This is a genomic window from Marinobacter sp. EN3, assembly GCF_000475315.1.
Classification (GTDB): Bacteria; Pseudomonadota; Gammaproteobacteria; order Pseudomonadales; family Oleiphilaceae; genus Marinobacter; species Marinobacter nauticus.
Genome location: NZ_AXCC01000001.1, coordinates 475,278 through 497,619 on the forward strand (window position 1 = coordinate 475,278; position 22,342 = coordinate 497,619).

Below are 22,342 nucleotides of genomic sequence, written 5' to 3' on the forward strand. Positions count from 1 at the left end.
GCCATCCCGCGAATTCTTCGTCAGCGGGGGCAACCCCAATAAAAAACCCCGCCGAAGCGGGGTTTTTTATGGACGGGCGTTTTACTGCCCGTATTTGGCCTTGGCCTTCTGACGGTATGCGTGCAGCAGCGGCTCTGTGTAGCCGGCCGGCTGTTCGCGCCCCTTCAGAACCAGATCCACAGCGGCCTGGAAGGCAATGCTGTCGTCAAAGTTCGGAGCCATGTTGCGATACGCCGCATCACCAGCGTTCTGCTTATCAACAACCGCAGCCATGCGCTTCATGGTTTCCATGATCTGCTCTTCAGAGCAGATGCCGTGGTACAGCCAGTTGGTCAGCAGCTGCGAAGAAATACGCAGTGTCGCACGGTCTTCCATCAGGCCCACATCGTTGATGTCAGGCACCTTGGAGCAGCCCACACCCTGGTCGATCCAACGTACAACGTAGCCAAGGATACCCTGGGCGTTGTTGTCCAGTTCCTGCTGAATGTCCTCGGCGCTCAAGGACGACGGATCCTCCATCACCGGCACAGTCAGGATGTCGTCCAGAGACGCGCGCTGACGGTTAGCCAGCTCTTTCTGCACATCAAACACGTTCACCTGGTGGTAGTGAGTGGCATGCAGGGTAGCGGCTGTCGGAGACGGAACCCAGGCGGTGTTGGCACCAGCCTTCGGATGACCGATCTTGGCCTCCAGCATGCCTGCCATCAGATCCGGCATGGCCCACATACCCTTACCAATCTGGGCAACGCCAGACAGACCGGCTTCCAGGCCGATGTCAACGTTCCACTGCTCGTAAGCGTTGATCCAGGCAGCCTGCTTCATCGGCCCCTTACGGATGAAGGGACCCAACTCCATGGATGTATGAATCTCATCACCGGTGCGATCCAGGAAGCCGGTATTGATAAACACGGTGCGCTCTTTGGCAGCGTGGATGCAGGCCTTCAGGTTCACGGTGGTGCGACGCTCTTCGTCCATGATGCCCACTTTCAGGGTGAAGCGCGGCAGACCAAGAGCGTCTTCAACACGACCGAAGAATTCATTGGTGAACGCCACTTCTTCCGGGCCGTGCTGCTTGGGCTTAACAATGTACACAGAACCCTTGGTGCTGTTCTGGAATTTGCCGTCGCCCTTCAGGTCGTGGATGGCGATCAGGGATGTTACCAGGCCGTCCATCAGACCCTCGGGGATTTCGCTACCATCCTTCAGCAGAATGGCCGGGTTAGTCATCAGGTGGCCAACGTTACGAACGAACAGCAGGCTGCGGCCCTTGAGGGTCAGCTCGCTGCCATCGGCGCCAGTGTAGGTGCGGTCGCCATTCATGCGACGAGTCATCATCTGGCCGCCCTTCTCGAAGGACTCTTCCAGATCGCCCTTCATCAGGCCAAGCCAATTCTTGTAGGCGACAACCTTGTCATCAGCATCTACCGCGGCAACGGAGTCTTCGCAGTCCATGATGGTGGTCAGGGCCGATTCCATCAGAACGTCTTTAACGTGGGCACCGTCATCCTTGCCGATCGGATGGCTGGCATCAATCTGGATTTCGAAATGCATGCCATTCTTCACCAGCAAAACGCCAGTGGGGGCATCGGCAGCGCCGGTGTAACCCACAAAACCGGACTCGTCTTTCAGACCGGTCACGTCACCGTTCTGAAGTTTAACCGCCAGCTTGCCGCCGTCGATATAGTATTTTGCGGCGTCTTTATGGCTACCGGAAGCCAGAGGCGCAGAGCCATCCAGCAGGTTGCGGGCCCACTCAATCACCTTGGCGCCACGAACCGGGTTGTAGCCACGGCCCTTCTCAGCACCGTTTTCCTCAGAAATAGCGTCGGTACCGTACAGGGCATCGTACAGGCTACCCCAGCGAGCGTTAGCCGCGTTCAGGGCGAAACGGGCATTCATGACCGGCACAACCAGCTGCGGGCCGGCCATGGTGGCGATTTCCGGATCCACATTGGAGGTGGAGATTTTGAAATCCGCCGGCTCATCTACCAGGTAGCCGATGTCTTTCAGAAACGCCTTGTACTCGGCCATGTCCAGTTTCTGGCCCTTGTGCTCGCGGTTCCAGGTATCCATTTTTTCCTGGATTTCGTCACGCTTGAGCAGCAGCTCGCGATTGCGCGGAGCGAGCTCGTTCACGATCTTGTCGAACTCGGCCCAGAACTTGTCAGCTTCAATACCGGTGCCCGGAATCGCTTCGTTATTTACAAAATCGTACAGATTCTTGGCGATCTGGATGCCGCCAACTTGAACGCGTTCTGTCATCGTTGCTTGCCTCAATGGGTTTGTAGTTCCCGACTCCCCTGATGGCGCCGATAGCGCGGGGACGTTCTGATTAGAGCGCCGCATTGTACGTGAAATTCCCTACAAGGTCATTCCCACCGGCACAATGCGACATTGCGCGAATCAACTCAGTCCTGGCTCCGGCGCCAGGTGGTTCCTTCACGGCTGTCATCCAGGATAATGCCCTTCTCCAGCAGATCATCGCGAATGCGATCGGCCTCCGCAAAGTCTTTGGCTTTACGGGCATCGGCACGGGCCTGAATCATGGCCTCGATGTCCTCGGCGGTCAGCTCACTGCCGGTATCCGCCTGGAAGAAGGCTTCCGGGTTCTGCTGCAGCAGACCGAGCACAGCACCCAGCCGCACCAGAACGGCCGCGCTGCGCTTGGCGGCTTCTTCATCACCTTCCCGGCGGTAATGATTGATGTCATTCGCCACTGCATGCAGCACGGCAATGGCGCCAGCAGTATTGAAATCATCATCCATTACCTCGGCAAAACGACGGTCGTGGTCCGTTTCCGCTACATCCGCTTCTTTCGCCGGCACGATACCCCGCAGGGCATGATAGAGCTTGGTCAAGGTTCGCCCGGCCTCCGCCAGGTTATCCTCGGAATAGTCCACCTGGCTCCGGTAGTGGCTGGACACCAGGAAATAGCGAACCACTTCCGCCGGGTACTTTTCCAGAATCTCGCGAATGGTAAAAAAGTTGCCCAGCGACTTGGACATCTTTTCCTTGTTCACTCGAATGGCGCCGGCGTGCATCCAGGTGTGCACAAAGGTGTGGCCGGTGGCACATTCCGACTGGGCGATTTCGTTTTCATGGTGCGGGAACAGCAGATCCGGCCCGCCACCGTGAATATCAAAGGTGTCACCCAGGCACTTGGTAGACATGGCGGAGCACTCAATATGCCACCCGGGGCGACCTTCGCCCCACGGCGACTGCCAGCTCACCTCGCCCGGTTTGGCGGCCTTCCAGAGCGCAAAGTCCGCGGGGCTGCGCTTGGCCTCCTGGACATCCACTCGAGCACCGGCCACCAGATCTTCCAGCTTTTTCTTGCTCAGTTTGCCGTAATCCGGGAATGACTCCACAGCAAAGTACACGTCGCCATTATCGGCAGCATATGCGTGGCCGCCAGCGATCAGCTTCTGGATCATGGCAATGATGTCGTCGATAAAGGCAGTCGCCCGGGGCTCCTCATTGGGTGACAGCACGCCGAGCTTTGCCTCATCCTCGTGCATGGCCCGGATCATCCGGTCGGTCAGGTCGGTATACACCTCACCGTTTTCATCAGCCCGGCGCAGGATCTTGTCGTCGATATCGGTAATGTTGCGCACGTAGTGTACGTCGTACCCGCGATGCCGCAGATACCGAGTCACCACGTCAAACGCCACCAGCACCCGAGCATGCCCCAGATGGCAATAGTCGTAGACAGTCATGCCGCACACGTACATACGAACCTTGCCAGGCTCCAGGGTTTTGAACGCTTCCTTTTGCTGTGTCAGCGTATTGTAGATACGCATTACTTGCCTCCCTTACCCCAGGAATCCCGCAGCGTTACGGTACGATTGAACACCGGCTTGCCAGACTTTTCAGTCAGTTCCTGGTCGCAGAAAAAGTATCCCTCGCGCTCGAACTGGTACGGCAGATCGGTACGGGGCTGAGCCAGACTTTTCTCAACGCGGGCACCTTTGAGAACGACCAGAGATTCCGGGTTCAGATGATCCAGAAAATCGCCTTCCTTGTCGCTGTCCGGAGATTCGTGGTTGAACAGGCGGTCGTAAAGATTGATATCCGTCTCCACGCTGTCGCTGGCCGACACCCAGTGAATCACGCCATTGGGTTTGTAGCCCTCCGGGTTCACGCCCAGGGTATTCGGATCGTATTCGCACTTGAGCTCGACAATCTCGCCGCTGCCGTCACGCACAACCGCTTTGCAGGTCATCACGTAACCACCGCGCAGCCGCACCGCCTGGTCCGGGGCCAGCCGCTTCCACTTACGCGGCGGCTCTACCTCGAAATCTTCCCGGTCAATAAACAGGGTCTGACTCCAGGTCACTTCCCGCTCGCCCATATCCGGATTCTGCGGATGCACTGGCAGAGTGAGGGTTTCCGTCTGGTCAGCCGGATAGTTGGTCAGGGTGACCTTGAGCGGACGCATCACGCACATGGCGCGGGGCGCACGGTTATTCAGATCTTCTCGGATAGCGTGCTCCAGCATACCGACATCCACGGTGCCACCGGCCTTGTTCACGCCGATCATGTCGCAGAAGTTGCGAATGGACTCCGGTGTGTAACCACGACGGCGCATGCCGGAAATCGTCGGCATCCGGGGATCGTTCCAGCCGTCCACCACGTTTTCATCCACCAGCCGCTTCAGTTTGCGCTTGCTGGTAATGGTGTAGTTCAGATTCAGCCGGGCAAATTCGATCTGGCGCGGATGACAGGGGATGGTGATATTGTCCAGCACCCAGTCGTAAAGCGGCCGGTGATCCTCGAATTCCAGGGTACACAGGGAATGGGTAATCCCTTCCAGAGCATCGGAGATCGGATGGGTAAAGTCATACATCGGATAGATGCACCACTTGCTGCCGGTCTGGTGATGATCCGCGTAGCGAATCCGGTACAGAATCGGGTCCCGCAGGTTGATATTCGGGGATGCCATATCAATCTTGGCCCGCAACACCAGCTCACCGTTCTGGAACTTGCCGTCGCGCATGTCCCGGAACAGCTGCAGGCTTTCCTCTACCGGGCGATCCCGGTATGGACTGTTCTTGCCGGGCTCTTTCAGGGAACCCCGGTACTCGGCCATCTGTTCAGCGTTAAGAGCACAGACATAAGCCTTATCGTTCTGAATAAGCTCTTCGGCAAAGGCATAGAGCTGATCAAAGTAATCCGACGCGTAACACACCTCGCCGGCCCACTCATAGCCCAGCCACTCCACGTCCTGCTTGATAGCGTCGATATACTCCTGGTTTTCCTTTTCCGGGTTGGTGTCGTCAAAGCGCAGGTTGCACTCACCGTTAAAGGTTTCGGCAATGCCAAAGTTCAAACAGATGGATTTGGCATGGCCAATGTGCAGATAGCCATTGGGCTCCGGGGGAAAACGGGTGACCACCTTGCCGGTGTGCTCCCCTTTGGCAATGGCGTCTTCAATAAGGCTCTGGATAAAGTTGTGGGCTTTCTTCGACTCGGCGCTCATACAATCTCTGTTAACAGGGAATGAATCATGGGAGCTGTCCGGATGCTCCGTTTAAACCGCCTATTATACTCACAAATCCATGCCGGACTCATGCACCGGACGAAACTCTTGAGTACAATAGCCACTTTCAACATTCCGATCCCAAAATACAGGAAACCCTGATGATTCTGCTGCAGACAAACTTCGGTGATATCAAACTGGAACTGGACTACGAAAAAGCCCCGGAAACCGCCAAAAACTTCGAACAGTACGTTCGCGACGGCTTCTACGATGGCCTGATTTTTCACCGCGTTATCAGCAACTTCATGATTCAGGGCGGCGGCTTTGAGCCTGGCATGACGCCGCGCAAAACCCGCGAACCTATCCAGAACGAGGCTGACAACGGCCTGAGCAACATGGTCGGCACCATTGCCATGGCCCGCACCATGGACCCCCACTCCGCCACCGCCCAGTTCTTCATCAACGTTGAGAACAACGGTTTTCTGGACCACACCGCCAAGAACGCCGAGGGCTGGGGCTACTGCGTATTCGGCAAGGTGGCCGAGGGCATGGATACCGTCAACAAGATCCGCGCCGTTCGCACCACCATGCGCGCCGGCCACCAGGACGTCCCGTTTGAGGACGTAGTGATTGAAAAAGCCGAGGTTCTGGAGGACGCGTGACCACGCTGTTTATCTCGGATCTGCACCTGGAAGAATCGCGCCCGGATATTACGGGTGCGTTTCTGACCTTCCTCAGAGACAAGGCTCTGGGCGTTGAGCGTCTTTACATTCTCGGCGACTTTTTTGAAGCCTGGATTGGAGATGACGAGCGCACCCCGCTGCAGGAACAGGTGGCGGCGGCTTTGCGGGAGGTGCGGGACACCGGCACCGACATCTACCTGATGCACGGCAACCGGGACTTTCTAATCGGCGAAGACTTCTGCACGCGCGCCGGCGCCACCCTGCTGGATGATCCGACGGTAGTGGATCTGTATGGCACACCTGCCCTACTGATGCACGGTGACAGCCTCTGCACGGCTGATGTGGAATATCAGAAGTTCCGGGCCAACATGCGTAACCCGCAAACGGTGAAGATGCTTCTCTCCCGCCCACTCAAAGATCGTCAGCTGATGGCACGGCAACTGCGGGAAATCTCCATGGCGAAGAATCAGGGCAAGGCTGAGACCATCATGGATGTCACCCCCGAGGAAGTGGTGAAAGAACTGGAAGCCCATAACGTTCAACTGATGATTCACGGCCACACCCATCGCCCCGCCATTCATGAGCTCGAAGCTAATGGCAAGCGCGCCCGCAGGGTTGTACTGGGAGACTGGGATAAAAACATCTGGTGGCTGGAAGCTCGCCCGGGACAGGAACCCGAGCTGCTCAAGACGCCGTTGTAGCCATCTGGTCTGTGGCGGGCTCCCGGTAGGTTTCCAGCCGTTTTAGCCAACCGGGCAGCCAGCGCTCCCGCTCAATCGGATTTTCGGCATTTCGGGCGCGGCGGGTCAACACCTCCCCCGCCGCTTCCCGGAAAGCGTCAAGAGTCGATTGCCCCGGCTCCGGCTCCATGGCCAGAAGCACCTGCAACAACCCCCAACCCTCACCGTCGTAGCGCTCGGATTCAGCGAGCCCTTCGCCCTTGAAATTGACATAATCCATCAGTGCATAGACGCCACCCGGGGTGGCACTCAGCTCCTCAAGATGACGTTGAACGATTTCCTGACGATGATCGGGAACATCATCCAGAATAGAGCCCAGCGACGCCTGGGCACGGCGAAAAATGAACTCGGCCTGCAAACCCTGCGTGCCTGCCAGAAACTCCCGAAGTTCAGCAACGCGGACAGAATCCTGCATCTTCATAAAGGCCGCACGATCCGGCCAGGGAGCATCCAGCGGATCAAGCCCGCGCAACCAGTCCGGAACCGGCGCCTGGCGCTGATTCATATAGGTAATCAACTGCGGAAAGCTCTCGACAAAACGGCCGTCAACCCCCTCCGGATACCAGATAAAGTGGCCGATCCCCAGAGACGGGAAGGCTTCTCCCTCGTTCCAGTGCACCAGGCACTGGAACCGCCCCGCGCATTCATTCTTGAAAATCCTCTGGCCGACCCAGTCCAGTTGAGCCGGCTCCAGGGCCAGGGAAATATCCACAACCGAAACCGCCCGCCGGGAGGAACCCGAGGGATCATCGGGCGCACCCTGCTCTTCCCCGGAATCACAGCCGGCCAGCAGCAGAGAGCCGGACAGCGCCATCGCCAGACAAGAAAGCCTTGAGGTCACAGCTCCTCCATTGACGGCACCATTACGCCGCATCCTTGACCTTATGTTCAGCCAACTCTGCCTTGATGGCCTCGGGGATGGGAACAGACTTTTCGTTTTCGTAATCGAAGTGAATCAATGTCGCGACACCACGGGCGATCTGCTTGCCATTCTGCCAGGCCTCCTGAACCACCTGGAACGAGCTGTTACCAATATTGCCCACGCCGGTTCTGATCTCAACGGGCATGTGCCAGTAACTCTGGGCCAACAGGTCGATCTCCAGCCGGGCAATGATCAGCGGCCAGGTTTTTACGTCCAGCGACGGATGGAAAATGCGAAAGATCGGAGTACGCCCCTGCTCGAACCAAACCGGCAACGAGGTATTGCTGATATGGCCAAGCGCGTCTGTATCACTGAAGCGAGGCTGAATGTCGAGGGTAAACATGGGCATAGTCCTGCTGTAAAAGAGCGCAAACTATACACACAAATCTTGTCGCAAAAAAAATCCTGTGGCGTTAACCACAGGATTTTCTGCTAGTACTTTAGTCGCAGTTACTGCTCCACAAAAGCCCGCTCAATCACATAGTGGCCCATGTCGCCACCACGGGCTTCGCGGAAGCCCATGTTATCGAGAATGGCGCAGGTGTCTTTCAGCATGCTCGGGCTGCCACAGATCATGAAGCGATCCTGCTCCACGTCGAAATCCGGCAACCCGAGATCCCGTGTGATCTTGCCGGTTTCCATGGCATCCGTCAGCCGGCCCTGGTTGCGGAAGGGCTCCCGGGTCACGGTCGGGTAATACACCAGCTTGCCACTGACCATCTCACCAAAGAATTCGTTCTCCGGCAGCTCTTCAATCTCACTCTGGTAAGCCAGTTCCGAGATATAGCGTACACCGTGGGTCAGAATCACCTTGTCAAAGGCCTCATAAACTTCCGGATCCTTGATGATGCTCATGAACGGTGCCAGCCCGGTGCCGGTGCTGATCAGCCAGAGATTTCGGCCCGGCAGAAGATTATCCAGCACCAGCGTACCCGTCGGCTTGCGGCTGACCAGAATCTCGTCACCCACTTTGATCTGTTGCAGGCGCGAGGTCAGCGGGCCATCAGGAACCTTGATCGAGAAAAACTCCAGCTCTTCTTCATAGTTCGCACTGGCGATACTGTAGGCGCGCATCAAAGGCTTACCGTCCGTCTCCAGACCAATCATCACAAAATGACCATTCTTGAAACGGAAGCCGGGATCCCGACTGGTCTTGAAGCTGAACAGCGTGTCGTTCCAGTGGTGCACACTGGTTACGGTTTCTTTCATCAGGTTGCTCATGGGAGCCCTCGCCTATTAACGTCAGTCCATCAGGAATTGAGAATAGTTTAACCTTTTGCTTGAAATCGACAAAACGGGCTGTTTTCATAAGGCTATTCGATTTTTCCGATAAACAGCTTCCAACGGAAGACGCCTTATGAAATACAGCTTTCGTCAGCTCGAAGTTTTCCTGGCCGCCGCCCATTTCCAGAACATCACCCGGGCTGCCGAATCGCTGGCCATGTCCCAGTCTGCCGCCAGCAGCGCCCTGAAAGAACTGGAGAGTCAGTTCGATATCCAGCTCTTTGACCGCGTGGGCAAACGGCTGCAATTGAACGAACTCGGCCGACTCTACCGCCCCAAGGCAGAGTCCCTGCTGGCGCAGGCTACGGAACTGGAGCAGGCCTTCAGTAAACATTCAGAAGTCGGCGCCCTTAAAGTCGGCGCTACTCTGACTATAGGGAACTATCTGGCCGTGGGCGTGATGGCCAAATACATGAATACCCCTACCCGCCCGAAAGTTTCACTGGAGGTGGCCAACACCAGCGCCATCGCCCGTCGGGTTCGGGATTTCGAACTGGATATCGGTCTGATTGAAGGCGAACTGCAGTCCCCGGAGCTGGAGGTGATTCCCTGGCGGGAAGACGAACTGACGGTATTCTGCTCCCCGACCCACCCCCTGGCCCGGAAGAAATCCCTGACCGACGATGACCTTCGTCAGGCGGTCTGGATTATGAGGGAACAGGGGTCTGGCACACGGCAGAGCTTCGAAAGGGGGATGCACGGCCTGTTACCAGACCTCAACATCCTGCTGGAACTGGAACACACCGAGGCCATCAAACGGGCGGTCGAGGCAGACCTGGGCATTGGATGCCTGTCAAAAGTCGTCCTGGCCGATGCCTTCAAGCGCGGCAGCCTGGTCCCCCTGAGTGTGCCCGACTATCGGAAATTCGACCGCCAGTTCTACTTCATTCTGCACAAACAGAAATACCGCAGCGCCGGAATCGCCCGCTGGATGTCACTTTGCCAGGAGCTTCAGCCTGCCGAAACCGGGCCGCTGTGAAAGCGGAACTCGGAATCCGGGGATTCGATCAGCGTTTGCTCGATGGCCAGGAACTCCGCGACGCGGTCATCCACCGGGCCACCATTGGCCTGCTCGGCCAGCTTCAGGTAATCCTGGTAATGACGCGCCTCGGATTTGAGCAGGCTGTTGTAGAACTCAGCCAGTTTTTCATCCAGCGACGGAGCCAGCGCGGCAAAACGCTCACAGGATCTGGCCTCAATAATGGCACCGACGATCAACACATCTACCAGCCGCCCCGGATCTTCTGTTCGCACCGCTTCCCGCAGGCCGGCGGCATACCGCGCCGGTGACAGGTGGGTATAGGTAACCCCGCGCTTTTTCATGATCGCCAGTACCTGCTCGAAGTGCCTCAGTTCCTCACGGGCCAGACGCGACATCTTGTTGAGCAACTCGGTGTTGTCCACGTAGCGATACATCAGACTCAGCGCGGTGGACGCCGCCTTCTTTTCACAATGCGCATGGTCGATCAGCAGCAGGTCCTGGTTCGCCAGGGCGCTGTCAATCCAGGTTTGCGGGGTACGGCACGGTAGGAAATCGTGAATTTCTTGCAGGGCGTCGTTCATATCGCGGTTCAGGCTGAAAATTCGGGAGGCCGGAGTATAGCGCACTTAACAGATTCCTCCGACCTCTGTCCAACTTAACTTTATAAGGGGTTTCCTATAGAATGCAGCGCCAGATCAAGGAGTCTCTGAATAAATCCTGAAACCCCATCAGTGATTTGAGGCGTTATTCAGAGGCTCCTGCGGCCTTTTCGCCAAAAAACTCCCGCCGGGCATCACGCCCACAGCGCGGAACATTCCAACTGATGAGGGTCCATATCGTGTTAGAAGCCTATCGTGAACACGTTGCCGAACGTGAAGCCCTGGGTATTCCCCCCAAGCCCCTGAACGCCGAGCAGACCGCCGCCCTGGTTGACCTGCTGAAGAACCCGCCGGCCGGTGAAGAAGAAACCCTGGTTTACCTGCTGGAAAACCGCATTCCGCCGGGCGTAGACGAAGCTGCCTACGTTAAGGCCGCTTTCCTGTCTGCCATCGCCAAGGGCGAAGCGACTTCCCCGCTGGTCAGCAAAGAATACTCTGTGAAGCTGCTGGGCATGATGCAGGGCGGTTACAACATCGAGACCCTGGTTGAGCTGCTGGACAACAGCGAGCTGGCCGAACTGGCCGGTGAGCAGCTGAAGAAAACCCTGCTGATGTTCGACGCCTTCAACGACGTGAAGGAAAAGATGGACGCCGGCAACGCCGTCGCCAAGTCTGTGGTTGAGTCCTGGGCCAACGCCGAATGGTTCACCAACAAGAAGAAGGTTCCCGAGAGCACCAAGATGGTGGTGTTCAAGGTTACCGGCGAAACCAACACCGACGACCTGTCTCCGGCCCCGGATGCCTGGTCCCGCCCGGACATCCCGCTGCACGCCCGCGCTGCCTATAAAATGGAACGTGACGGCCTGAAGCCGGAAGAGCCCGGCGTAACTGGCCCGATGAGCCAGATCGACGAAATCAAATCCAAAGGCCTGCCCGTTGCCTTCGTTGGTGACGTAGTTGGTACCGGTTCTTCCCGTAAGTCTGCCACCAACTCTGTTCTGTGGTTCTTCGGTGAAGATATCCCGGGCGTGCCGAACAAGCGTGCCGGCGGTGTCTGTATCGGTAACAAGGTTGCCCCGATCTTCTTCAACACCATGGAAGATGCTGGCGCCCTGGTATTCGAGGCCCCGGTTGACAACATGAACATGGGCGACGTCATCGAAATCCGCCCGTACGAAGGCAAGATCCTGAACGAAGCCGGCGAAACCATCTCCGAGTTCAAGTTCAAATCTGATGTGATCCTGGACGAAGTTCAGGCCGGCGGCCGTATTCCGCTGATCATCGGCCGTGGTCTGACCAACAAGGCCCGCCAGGCTCTGGGCATGGGCGCTACCGACATTTTCCGTCTGCCGAAGGATCCTGAAGCTGGCGACAAGGGTTTCACCCTGGCCCAGAAGATGGTTGGCAAGGCTTGTGGTCTGCCGGAAGGCAAAGGCGTTCGTCCGAACACCTACTGTGAGCCGCACATGACGACCGTAGGCTCCCAGGACACCACTGGCCCAATGACCCGTGACGAGCTGAAAGACCTGGCGTGTCTGGGCTTCCAGGCAGACCTGGTGATGCAGTCCTTCTGTCACACCGCCGCTTATCCGAAGCCGGTTGACGTTGAAATGCAGCACACCCTGCCGGACTTCATCCGCACCCGTGGCGGTGTTTCCCTGCGTCCGGGCGACGGCATCATCCATTCCTGGCTGAACCGCATGCTTCTGCCGGACACCGTAGGTACCGGTGGTGACTCCCACACCCGTTTCCCGATGGGCATCTCCTTCCCGGCCGGTTCTGGCCTGGTGGCATTTGCCGCTGCAACCGGCGTTATGCCGCTGGATATGCCGGAATCGGTTCTGGTTCGCTTCAAAGGCGAAATGCAGCCGGGCATCACCCTGCGTGACCTGGTACATGCCATCCCGCTGTACGGCATCAAGCAGGGCATGCTGACTGTTGAGAAGAAGGGCAAGATCAACGAATTCTCCGGCCGTATCCTGGAGATCGAAGGTCTGGAGCACCTGACTGTCGAGCAGGCGTTCGAACTGTCTGACGCCTCTGCCGAGCGTTCCGCTGCCGGTTGTACCATCAACCTGTCGGAAGACTCCGTGGCTGAGTACCTGCGCTCCAACATCGTTATGCTGCGCTGGATGATTGCTGAGGGTTACGGCGATCCGCGTACCCTGGAGCGTCGCGCCCAGCAGATGGAAGAGTGGCTGAAAGATCCGAAGTTGATGCGTGCTGATAAAGACGCAGAATACGCCCACGTGATCGAAATCGATCTGGCTGACATCAAAGAGCCGATCGTGTGCTGCCCGAACGACCCGGACGATGCCAAGTTCCTGTCCGAAGTGGCTGGTGACAAGGTAGACGAAGTGTTCATCGGTTCCTGCATGACCAACATTGGTCACTTCCGTGCCGCTGGTAAGCTGCTGGAGCAACACAAGGGCGCCCTGAGCACCCGTCTGTGGATGTCTCCGCCCACCAAGATGGATCAGCAGCAGCTGATGGAAGAAGGCTACTTCAACACCTACGGCACCGCCGGTGTTCGCACCGAGATGCCGGGCTGCTCCCTGTGCATGGGTAACCAGGCACGTGTAGCACCGAAGTCAACGGTTCTGTCTACCTCTACCCGTAACTTCCCGAACCGTCTGGGTGATGGTGCCAACGTGTACCTGACCTCCGCGGAACTGGCAGCTGTGGGCGCGGTACTGGGCAAACTCCCGACTCCGGCGGAGTACATGGAGTACGCCAAGGACCTGAACAGCATGTCCAAAGAGATCTACAAGTATCTCAACTTCGACCAGATGGAAGAGTACACTCAGAAGGCGTCTGAGGCTTCCGTAGCCTGAGATCTTCTGAGGTAGCCTACCTCTGATCTGAAAACGCCAGCCTTCGGGCTGGCGTTTTTTTTGGTCCTGACACACAAACCCATGACCAGCGACACTCCATTATTCAAGGACAAAAAAAGGGCTCCCGAAGGAGCCCCTTATTCAGTGCAGGTGAATTATCACCGTTCGATGTGCTGGTACTCACCGGCATCAGAAGTGGCTAGAGTCACCACAACGATAGCGACAAACGCTGCAATGAAGCCCGGAATAATCTCGTACACACCGGGGCCACCCATGAACTCACCGTTCCAGCCCAGAGAGATCCAGATCATCACGGTGGCTGCACCCACAATCAGGCCAGCCAGTGCGCCTGCACCGTTGGTACGCGGCCAGGTCAGAGCCAGAATGATCAGCGGACCAAAGGCAGCACCGAAGCCCGCCCAGGCGTTACTGACCAGTCCCAGAACCTGGGAATCCGGATCAGACGCGATAAAGGCTGCCACCAGGCCAACCGCCACAACACAGGCCCGGCCAACATTGACACACTCTTTATCCGTGGCTTCCTTGCGCAGGAACAGACGGTAGAAGTCTTCGGTCAGCGAGGCGGAGGAAACCAGCAACTGACTGGAGATGGTACTCATGACTGCCGCCAGCAGCGCGGCGTACAGGAAACCGGTAATCAGCGGGTGGAACAGCAGATCTGACAGAACAATGAAAATGGTTTCCGGATCAGCAACGTCCAGGCCATTACGTACAGCGTAGGCACGGCCAAACACACCCAGCGCGATCGCGCCAATCAGGGAGATGCCCATCCAGGACATACCGATATTACGGGCAGTCCCTACCTCACCCACGGTACGGATAGCCATGAAACGTACGATGATGTGCGGCTGGCCGAAATAGCCGAGCCCCCAGGTAACTGCCGACAACCAGCCAATCACCGTGAGCCCTTCCGTCCACGACAGGAGCGTTGGATCCACACTGTTCAGGGTCTCGGAAGCCTGGGCGAAACCACCACCGCCTTCGCCGAACAGCACTACTGCAGGCATGATGACCAGAGCGAGCATCATGATGCAGCCCTGCACGAAGTCCGTCATGCTCACCGCGAGGAAGCCGCCGACCACGGTGTACGCCAGCACCACACCCAGGGTGATCACAATACCGGCGGCGTAGTCGCTCATGCCACCGAAGTTAAAGATACCAGCGAAGGCGCTTTCAAACAGCTTGCCGCCGGCAACCAGGCCAGAGGCGGTATAAACCGCGAAGAACAGCACGATAACGATGGCGGATACTGTGCGCAGCGGCAGAGCCTTGGTTGGGAAACGGTTGGCCAGAAACGCCGGGATGGTGAGTGCATTGCCATAATGCACGGTCTGCTCCCGCAGCCGGGGTGCAACCACAACCCAGTTAATGAAAGCACCAACAAACAGACCGATACCAATCCAGGCCGAGGCCAGACCGGTAACATAGAGGGCGCCGGGCAAACCCAGCAGCAACCACCCACTCATATCTGATGCGCCGGCTGACAACGCCGCAACTTTAGGACTGAGGGCACGGCCCCCCAGCATGTAATCCTCAGCAGTGGCTGATGATGTGCGCATGGCCCAGAGGCCAATTACGATCATCAGGGCGAAATACGCAAATAGACTGATCCAAACTCCAATAGCCATATGGCTCCTCCGGTTTTATGAGTCGGATAAGATCCGCTCGATTGGCACAACACCAGATCAAAGATCGGCACTGTGTGCCGTTTTTTTGTATGTCTCGGATTCGTCAGACCTGTAGCAAGAATCAACTTGCCGGGATTCCTCATTGAATATAGCTGATCGCCAGATCTTTGCGACCAGCCAGCTCAGCTCCGGAGCCTCGGTCCTCGGGCGATATAAATTAGTATTACTACGGATTCGAGGCTTACAAAATCCTACGATTATTTTGCAGAATCCTACGGGACTGACGTCAAAACCTACGAATCCACGCCTGAATCAGGCCACATGTTCATTCAGTTGTAGCCTGGAAGGTGTAATGCCCCGATGTTTTCTGAGCGCGTTGGTCAGCGCACTTTGCGATGAAAAGCCGGTGCGGTAGCTGATTTCAGAAACCGAAAGCGAGGTCGAGGAGAGTAGTCCAACCGCCTGATCGAGCCGGGTTTGCAGCAGAAACTGATGCGGCGTTGTCCCGGTAACCTGCCGGAAAATCTCATGAAACCGGCTCACACTCAGGCATGCGACACCGGCCAGATCCTGAACGGTTATCTTGCGGTGAAGATTGCCGACGATATAGCGGCGGATGTCCTCGGGATTGAGACTGTTTCTGTTACTGGAAACGGGGGGCCGGTCGACGATGCGCTCAGCCATGCAATGAAGAATACTGGCGGCGAGGTGCTGATGCAGCGCCCGGTTATCCGGTGAACGGTCGAATTCACCGGCGGCAAACTGGACCAACCCCTGAATACGGTTATCCATCTGTACCGTACGCGGCTTCTCAAACAGCCGCATCAACTTGTCGTAGTCCGAGTGCAGTGGTGTCGACAGTGCTGCGCAGAAGGGATCAACATTGATGACCAGCACGTGGTTTTGCTGATCACCACAATAATCGTGGCGCGCCTCTGTAGGTACCAGACAGGCTTTCCAGGTGTCGAGGCAGGCACCGGATCCATCAATGCTCAGCTCCGCCTGCCCGCGCACACCGACCACGATCTGGTGGTGTTCATGGTGATGCTGTTGGGCAGCCGTGGGTAGCTTCAAAAGTTTCGCGTTGAGCATTACTACTGAAAGCCGTTATCGAGAATGTTCCTCAATTAAAGCAGAACATTACAAAAAGTGCACGAAAACACCGGGATTCGCCAGCGATCTGTCTGCTGTCAGTCAGAAACCGGCAGTTTTGCCAGTGCGGTCAGGAGGGCTGATACACTCTCGGATACCTGCTCGAGGGGTAAGGCGGCGTTTACCACATGGTAGCGCCCGGGCATTTCCGTCGCGCGCTCCAGATAGGTTTCCCGTATCCGCTGAAAAAATGCCTGCGCCTCCCGCTCAAACCGGTCAAGCTCACCGCGCTTTCGAGCACGAGCCATACCGGTTTCCACAGGTGCATCCAGCAGGATAACGTGGTCCGGACGCATCTCACCCTGAACCAGAGCCTCAAGCAACGCAATCCGTTCTCTGGAGACGCCACGGCCACCTCCCTGATAGGCGAAGGTGGCATCGGTAAACCGGTCACAGAGAACCCACTTACCGGCGGAAAGTGCCGGGAGGATTCTGTTATGGAGGTGCTGAGCCCTGGCGGCAAACATCAGCAGCAGCTCGGTGGTTTCGTGTACTGACTCCTCTCTGGGGGCCAGCAACAGCTCACGGATGCTTTCTGCCATAGGGGTGCCACCTGGCTCACGGGTCACAATGTAATCAATACCAAGCCGTTCCAGGGTTTTCGCAGCGTTATCCAGCTGTGTTGACTTGCCAACCCCTTCGGTACCCTCGAATGTAATGAATCGCCCTCTGGCCAAAATCATTGCTCTCCGTTACTGCTGGTTTCTGAATCCGGGGCCGGGAATGAACGGTAATCTTCCCGGCGGTTCAGCTGGAACTCACGCACGGCTTTCTGGTGCTCGGCAAGCGTACGGGAAAACTTGTGACTGCCATCCCCCCGGGCGACAAAGTACAGGGCATCGCCGTCATCCGGATGCAACGCGGCATGAATGGATTCTCGTCCCGGTAACGCAATAGGCGTTGGCGGCAGGCCATCAATGCGATACGTGTTATAGGGTGTCCAGGTACGAAGATCACTGCGACCAATCCGGCCCCGATATTTGTCACCCATACCGTAAATAACCGTTGGGTCCGTCTGCAGGCGCATACCCTTCTTCAGGCGCCGGACGAACACACCCGCCACCTGTTGTCGCTCGCCGGCCACTCCGGTTTCACGCTCCACAATCGACGCCATGATCAGTGCCTCATAGGCGTTGTCGTACGGAAGCCCTTCCTCACGGTTCTGCCATTCCTCCTCAAGGACCTCGGTCATGATGTTGTAGGCCCTTTTGAGAATATCGAGATCGGTTTCACCACCGTGAAACAGGTAGGTATCCGGGAAAAACCAGCCCTCGGGATGCTGCCCTTCGGCTCCCAGAGCCGCCATGATCTCCTCATCCGTCCAATCGGTGGTCTGCCTGGTGAGCCTGTCGGTGCGCGCCAGCGCTGCCCGCATCTCGGCAAAGGTCCAGCCCTCGATAAACTGCACGGACCAGAGCTTGACCTTACCTTCTACCATCTGGTTGATCATGTCGACCGGGGTCATACCAGAGGTGAACTCGTAGTCCCCAGCCTTGATCAGAGTCTGCTCCGGGTTCAGGCGCCCGTGAATCCGCAGCCAGAGCGGATCATCCACAAATCCTTTCGCAGCCAGCTCCCGCGCAACGCGACCAAACGCCGTACCGGGCTCGACAGAAAACAGAGTGGGCTCGTCAAGGACAACCGGGGTCTCAAGTGTTTTCAAACCCTGCCAGAGCCAGAGACCACTGCCGGTAACCGCCAGAACAGCAAGAGCAACAATACCTACGAGTAGCTTTTTGAACACGCGCATCAATCCGGTCGCTTATGAGGATCGCAAATTGTCGCAAGCCGGTTGCCCACAGGCAAATCAAGGCCCGCCAGATTGCGAACCGGAACAACTCCAAGCACGCTGTTGGTCAGGTACAGACCCTGGCATTCGCGGCCCAGCAGGTCCTCCACCTGCAGTTCACATTCCCGGAACGGCTCACCCGCCGCGAGCAGGCATTCGATCACCTTTCGGCGCATCACACCGGAAACCGCCAACGAGGCCGCCGGAGGTGTTCTCCAACCATCAGGGCCATGCAGGAATAAATTGGTTCTGGTACCTTCAACTACATGCCCTGCCGCGTTGGTCATCAGCAATTCAAACGTTGGATCCTTCATTTCACGGGCCGCCATTACCTGCTCCAGCCGATTGAGGCTCTTGATGCCAGACAGGAGTGGATTGACCGTCAACGGTACCCGGGAGAAGTCCACCATAACCCCGGTTTCGGGCGGTAGCGGAGGAAGAACAGAATGGAACAGATACAGATGGGGGCTGACATCAGCTGCCGGCCGATATCCGCGGCCACCGCTGCCACGGGTTACCACCAGCTTGAGCACCCAGTGGCTGATGCCATGAATGGCGCCATAGCGCTTCATTGCATGGGCAACCGCTGACTCCAGTTCGGGCCGACTCAGCCGAATACCCAGGCGCCCGGCATCCCGCATCAACCGGTCAAGGTGATAGACCAGCAAAGGCGCGGAATCCCCGTTCACACTGATGGTTTCGAACAGGCCATCTCCATATGCCAGCCCCCGGTCACCAGGGAGCAGGCAGTCGTCGTCTGCCCAGTAGAGCTTCAACACCCGGGCTCAACCCTCGTAGCGGCTGACGATCAGGGTCCCGTTGGTGCCGCCAAAGCCGAACGAATTCGACAACGCGACCTTCACATCGGCATCTCTGGATTTGTGCGCCACAAAGTCCAGATCACAACCTTCATCCGGATGATCAAGGTTGATGGTGGGCGGCAACACCCCGTCCCGGACTGCCAATACCGAGAATATAGCCTCAACGGCACCCGCGGCGCCCAGCAGGTGTCCGGTCATGGATTTGGTGCTGCTCATGGCCAGTTTTTCCGCATGGCTGCCAAACACCGATTTGACTGCAGCCACCTCAGCCACATCGCCAACCTGAGTGGAGGTTCCATGGGCATTGATGTATCCGACCAGATCCGGGCTGATGCCGGCATCGCGGATGGCATTTCGCATGGAGCGCGCCGCACCCTCACCATCGGCCGGGGGGGCCGTGATGTGATGGGCGTCATCGCTCATACCAAAGCCGATGACTTCGCCGTAAATGGTTGCTCCTCGCGCCCTGGCGTGTTCCAGCTCTTCCAGAACCACAACGCCGGCGCCATCACTGAGTACAAAGCCGTCACGGTCACGATCCCAGGGGCGACTGGCCTTTTCCGGCTCATCATTGCGGGTCGACAGGGCCCGGGCGGAGGAAAATGCCGCCACGCCGCTGCGTGTGGTCGCCATTTCAGAGCCGCCGGCCAGCATGACATCGGCATCGCCGTAGGCGATGGTTCTGGCGGCATAGCCGATATTGTGTGTTCCAGTGGTACAGGCGGTCACGATCGCAATATTCGGCCCCTTGTAGCCGAAACGGATCGCCGCATTACCGGAAATCATATTGATGACGGATGCCGGCACAAAAAACGGCGAAACCTTGCGCGGGCCGGCCTTATCCATCTGAAGAACGTTCTTTTCGATGTATTCCAGGCCACCGATACCTGAACCTATGGCAATCCCTACCCGCTCCTTGTCGAGCTTGCTGTATTGCTCAAGGCCGCTGTCATCTACCGCCTGCTGCGCTGCAATCAGGCCATAGTGAATAAAGGCATCCAGCTTTCGCGCTTCCTTGCTGGACAACCAGGGCTCGATATCAAGATCCTTGACGGCACCGCCAATGCGAGTGGTGTACTCGGACGCGTCAAAGCGGTCAATCAGTCCGATGCCACTGCGTCCGGCACGAATGGCTTCCCAGGAAGACGTCACATCATTCCCCACCGGAGAAAGCATACCCATTCCCGTGATGACAACCCGTCGCTTGCTCATATCCCCAATCACCCGATTGTTCCGTCTCTGATGGTTCACTGCTGGCCAATGTCCGACCAATAAAAAAGCCGTCCTTCAATAAGCCCAAAGGACGGCTTTTGCCTGGCTATCTGATTCGCAGGGTATCAGGTGTGCGCGACAATGTAGTCGATCGCGTCCTGAACGGTGCCCAGCTTTTCGGCCTCTTCGTCAGGAATCTCTGTCTCGAATTCCTCTTCCAGGGCCATAACCAGCTCAACAGTGTCCAGTGAGTCAGCGCCAAGATCCTCTACAAAAGAAGATGTGTTCTGAACTTCGGACTCTTTCACGCCCAACTGCTCACAAACAATCTTCTTAACGCGCTCTTCAACTGTACTCATAATGTCCTCACTTTATGTGTCAACCAAGCAACTCTATGGCTGCCAGTTTAGTTTAAACCCCACCTGCAAACAAGCAGGGATTCTGTCAAACATGTTGTGCGACAAGGGGTTGCACACCAGCCCGGAACGGACTTAACCCATGTACATGCCGCCATTCACATGAATGGTTTCTCCGGTTACGTAAGCGGCGCCGTCCGATGCCAGGAAAGCCACCACAGCGGCAACCTCCTCCGGCGACCCCAGGCGACCAGCCGGTATGATTTCCAGCATAGCCTCACGCTGCTTATCGTCCAGTTTTTTGGTCATGTCTGTGTCAATAAAACCAGGTGCCACGCAGTTCGCCGTGATACCGCGGTTAGACATTTCCTTGGCCAGGCTACGGGTAAAACCCTCAACACCGGCCTTCGCCGCACAGTAATTGCCCTGCCCGGGATTTCCCATACCAGCAACCACTGAGCTGATATTGATGATTCTGCCCCAACGGGCTTTCGCCATACCACGCAATACCGCCTTGCTGGTGCGATAGACGCTGGACAGGTTGGTTTCCAGAACCTCAGACCAGTCATCGTCTTTCAAGCGCATCAGAAGGTTATCACGGGTGATGCCGGCATTATTGACCAGAATCAGGGGCGCACCTGATTGCTCGGCAAGCTGCTTGAGGCCAGCCTCGATGCTCTCGGGCTCTGCCACATTCATAACAATGCCATAGCCACTGAAACCCGCTTCTTTCAGGCCATCGGTAATGGCCTGGGCCCCCTCGGCACTGGTCGCGGTACCCACCACTTCGGCTCCCTGCCGGGCAAGTTCATGAGCAATGGCTTTGCCAATGCCTCGACTGGCGCCGGTTACCAATGCAACTTTGCCTTCCAAAGACATAATTCACTCCGTGTAATCAGGACTGACCAAAGGCCTTAAGGGCTTCAGCCAGAGAATCAGGACTCTCGATGCCGTGAACCGGCAGAGAACGATCGATACGTTTGATCAAACCGGCCAGTACCTTGCCGGCGCCACACTCAACAGCCACACCCACCCCTTCGGTAGACAGCCGCTGTACCGAGTTTGTCCACAGCACCGGTGAGTATAGCTGCTTGAGCAGATTAGCTTTCAGCACCTCTGCATCCCTTGCCGGCTCAGCATTGACATTCTGGACAACGGGAATGACAGCATCGTTAAACCGAATATCCTCAAGGGCTTCAGCCAACTGTTCCGCCGCCCCCTTCATGAGCGCACAGTGGGAGGGAACCGAAACCGGCAACGGCATGGCCTTGCGGGCACCTTTGGCTTTGCAGGCTTCAATGGCCCTTTCAACGGCCGCTGCGCTACCGGCAATAACCACCTGGCCCGGCGCGTTAAAATTCACTGCGGCAACCACATCACCTTCAGCAGACTCCTCACACGCCGACACCACATCCGAGTCCTCAAGACCCAGAATGGCCGCCATACGCCCCTGCCCTTCAGGCACGGCATCCTGCATCAGTTCACCGCGCAGCTGAACCAGCTTTACAGCTTCAATAAAATCCAGGCTTTCCGCCGCCACCAGGGCGCTGTATTCACCCAGACTGTGGCCAGCAACAAAATCCGGCCGGGGGCCGTCAGATACACACCACTGCCGCCACAGCCCAACACTTGCGGTCAGCAGAGCAGGCTGAGTAACCATGGTTTTATTGAGCTCTTCGGCGGGGCCATGCTGACAAAGATGCCACAGGTCATAGCCAAGAACGTTGGACGCCTCGTCAAACGTTTCGGTGATCATCGGCCACGCTTCAGCGGCAGCAGATAACATGCCGAGTGACTGGGAGCCTTGTCCGGGAAAAACAAACGCTGATTTCATAAGCGG

At 57.1% G+C, this 22,342-nt stretch carries 20 protein-coding genes; 4 read left to right on the forward strand and 16 right to left on the reverse strand.

What is annotated here, in order from left to right; genetic code table 11:
* Window positions 1-81: 81 nt before the first annotated feature.
* The 3 genes from Q675_RS21705 to Q675_RS21715 form a co-directional block, all read right to left on the reverse strand.
* Window positions 82-2,262, reverse strand: a complete 2,181-nt coding sequence (locus Q675_RS21705; protein ID WP_011785321.1) for a malate synthase G — start codon at window positions 2,260-2,262, stop codon at window positions 82-84.
* Between the two features lie 146 nt (window positions 2,263-2,408).
* Window positions 2,409-3,800 carry a cysteine--tRNA ligase gene (gene cysS, locus Q675_RS21710; protein ID WP_011785322.1) on the reverse strand — a complete coding sequence of 464 codons (1,392 nt, stop codon included), beginning with the start codon at window positions 3,798-3,800 and terminating at the stop codon, window positions 2,409-2,411.
* Complete coding sequence (locus Q675_RS21715) at window positions 3,800-5,479, reverse strand: glutamine--tRNA ligase/YqeY domain fusion protein (RefSeq protein ID WP_022991775.1); 1,680 nt, start codon at window positions 5,477-5,479, stop codon at window positions 3,800-3,802. The genes cysS and Q675_RS21715 overlap by 1 nt, the downstream gene beginning before the upstream one ends.
* Window positions 5,480-5,640: 161 nt before the next feature.
* Between Q675_RS21715 and Q675_RS21720 the strand changes: the two genes are divergently transcribed.
* Together Q675_RS21720 and lpxH are read left to right on the forward strand one after the other, a co-directional pair.
* Entirely contained in the window at window positions 5,641-6,141 is a 501-nt protein-coding gene (locus Q675_RS21720; protein ID WP_011785324.1) for a peptidylprolyl isomerase, read from the forward strand.
* Complete coding sequence (gene lpxH, locus Q675_RS21725; protein WP_023010465.1) at window positions 6,138-6,863, forward strand: UDP-2,3-diacylglucosamine diphosphatase; 726 nt, start codon at window positions 6,138-6,140, stop codon at window positions 6,861-6,863. The genes Q675_RS21720 and lpxH overlap by 4 nt, the downstream gene beginning before the upstream one ends.
* On the opposite strand, the gene Q675_RS21730 is transcribed toward lpxH, so the two are convergent.
* The 3 genes from Q675_RS21730 to Q675_RS21740 all read right to left on the reverse strand — a co-directional run bounded on the left by Q675_RS21730 (window position 6,847) and on the right by Q675_RS21740 (window position 9,045).
* On the reverse strand, window positions 6,847-7,716 hold the full coding sequence (locus tag Q675_RS21730; RefSeq protein WP_023010466.1) for a hypothetical protein: 870 nt from the start codon (window positions 7,714-7,716) through the stop codon (window positions 6,847-6,849). The genes lpxH and Q675_RS21730 overlap by 17 nt on opposite strands.
* A gap of 49 nt (window positions 7,717-7,765) precedes the next feature.
* Window positions 7,766-8,167 (reverse strand): acyl-CoA thioesterase, encoded by a 402-nt coding sequence (locus Q675_RS21735; RefSeq protein ID WP_023010467.1) that lies wholly within the window; start codon window positions 8,165-8,167, stop codon window positions 7,766-7,768.
* 107 nt (window positions 8,168-8,274) lie between these two features.
* Window positions 8,275-9,045, reverse strand: a complete 771-nt coding sequence (locus tag Q675_RS21740; protein WP_031210976.1) for a ferredoxin--NADP reductase — start codon at window positions 9,043-9,045, stop codon at window positions 8,275-8,277.
* Between the two features lie 136 nt (window positions 9,046-9,181).
* Between Q675_RS21740 and Q675_RS21745 the strand changes: the two genes are divergently transcribed.
* Complete coding sequence (locus Q675_RS21745) at window positions 9,182-10,087, forward strand: LysR family transcriptional regulator (protein ID WP_023010469.1); 906 nt, start codon at window positions 9,182-9,184, stop codon at window positions 10,085-10,087.
* Here the strand turns inward: Q675_RS21745 and Q675_RS21750 are convergent.
* Window positions 10,060-10,671: a tRNA-(ms[2]io[6]A)-hydroxylase gene (locus Q675_RS21750; RefSeq protein WP_031210977.1), complete on the reverse strand. Its 612-nt coding sequence runs from the start codon at window positions 10,669-10,671 to the stop codon at window positions 10,060-10,062. The genes Q675_RS21745 and Q675_RS21750 overlap by 28 nt on opposite strands.
* Before the next feature lie 257 nt (window positions 10,672-10,928).
* On the opposite strand from Q675_RS21750, the gene Q675_RS21755 reads away from it, so the two are divergent.
* Window positions 10,929-13,523 (forward strand): bifunctional aconitate hydratase 2/2-methylisocitrate dehydratase, encoded by a 2,595-nt coding sequence (locus Q675_RS21755; protein WP_031210978.1) that lies wholly within the window; start codon window positions 10,929-10,931, stop codon window positions 13,521-13,523.
* Window positions 13,524-13,681: 158 nt separating this feature from the next.
* Here Q675_RS21755 and putP read toward each other — a convergent pair whose 3' ends face one another.
* From putP to fabD, 9 genes are all read right to left on the reverse strand, one after another.
* Entirely contained in the window at window positions 13,682-15,172 is a 1,491-nt protein-coding gene (gene putP / locus Q675_RS21760) for a sodium/proline symporter PutP (RefSeq protein WP_011785336.1), read from the reverse strand.
* Between the two features lie 312 nt (window positions 15,173-15,484).
* On the reverse strand, window positions 15,485-16,264 hold the full coding sequence (locus Q675_RS21765) for an AraC family transcriptional regulator (protein ID WP_011785337.1): 780 nt from the start codon (window positions 16,262-16,264) through the stop codon (window positions 15,485-15,487).
* 98 nt (window positions 16,265-16,362) lie between these two features.
* Entirely contained in the window at window positions 16,363-17,007 is a 645-nt protein-coding gene (tmk, locus tag Q675_RS21770; protein WP_011785338.1) for a dTMP kinase, read from the reverse strand.
* Window positions 17,004-18,074 carry an endolytic transglycosylase MltG gene (gene mltG / locus Q675_RS21775; protein WP_011785339.1) on the reverse strand — a complete coding sequence of 357 codons (1,071 nt, stop codon included), beginning with the start codon at window positions 18,072-18,074 and terminating at the stop codon, window positions 17,004-17,006. The genes tmk and mltG overlap by 4 nt, the downstream gene beginning before the upstream one ends.
* Window positions 18,074-18,892 (reverse strand): aminodeoxychorismate lyase, encoded by an 819-nt coding sequence (gene pabC, locus Q675_RS21780; protein WP_023010472.1) that lies wholly within the window; start codon window positions 18,890-18,892, stop codon window positions 18,074-18,076. The genes mltG and pabC overlap by 1 nt, the downstream gene beginning before the upstream one ends.
* Before the next feature lie 6 nt (window positions 18,893-18,898).
* Window positions 18,899-20,146 (reverse strand): beta-ketoacyl-ACP synthase II, encoded by a 1,248-nt coding sequence (gene fabF / locus Q675_RS21785; RefSeq protein ID WP_011785341.1) that lies wholly within the window; start codon window positions 20,144-20,146, stop codon window positions 18,899-18,901.
* 125 nt (window positions 20,147-20,271) lie between these two features.
* A complete protein-coding gene (acpP, locus tag Q675_RS21790; RefSeq protein WP_008938713.1) occupies window positions 20,272-20,505 on the reverse strand; it encodes an acyl carrier protein in 234 nt (77 codons plus the stop codon).
* A gap of 132 nt (window positions 20,506-20,637) precedes the next feature.
* The gene (gene fabG, locus Q675_RS21795) at window positions 20,638-21,381 is read right to left on the reverse strand and encodes a 3-oxoacyl-ACP reductase FabG (protein ID WP_011785342.1); all 744 of its coding nucleotides are present in this window, start codon (window positions 21,379-21,381) and stop codon (window positions 20,638-20,640) included.
* 16 nt (window positions 21,382-21,397) lie between these two features.
* Window positions 21,398-22,336 (reverse strand): ACP S-malonyltransferase, encoded by a 939-nt coding sequence (fabD, locus tag Q675_RS21800; protein ID WP_011785343.1) that lies wholly within the window; start codon window positions 22,334-22,336, stop codon window positions 21,398-21,400.
* Window positions 22,337-22,342: the final 6 nt, after the last annotated feature.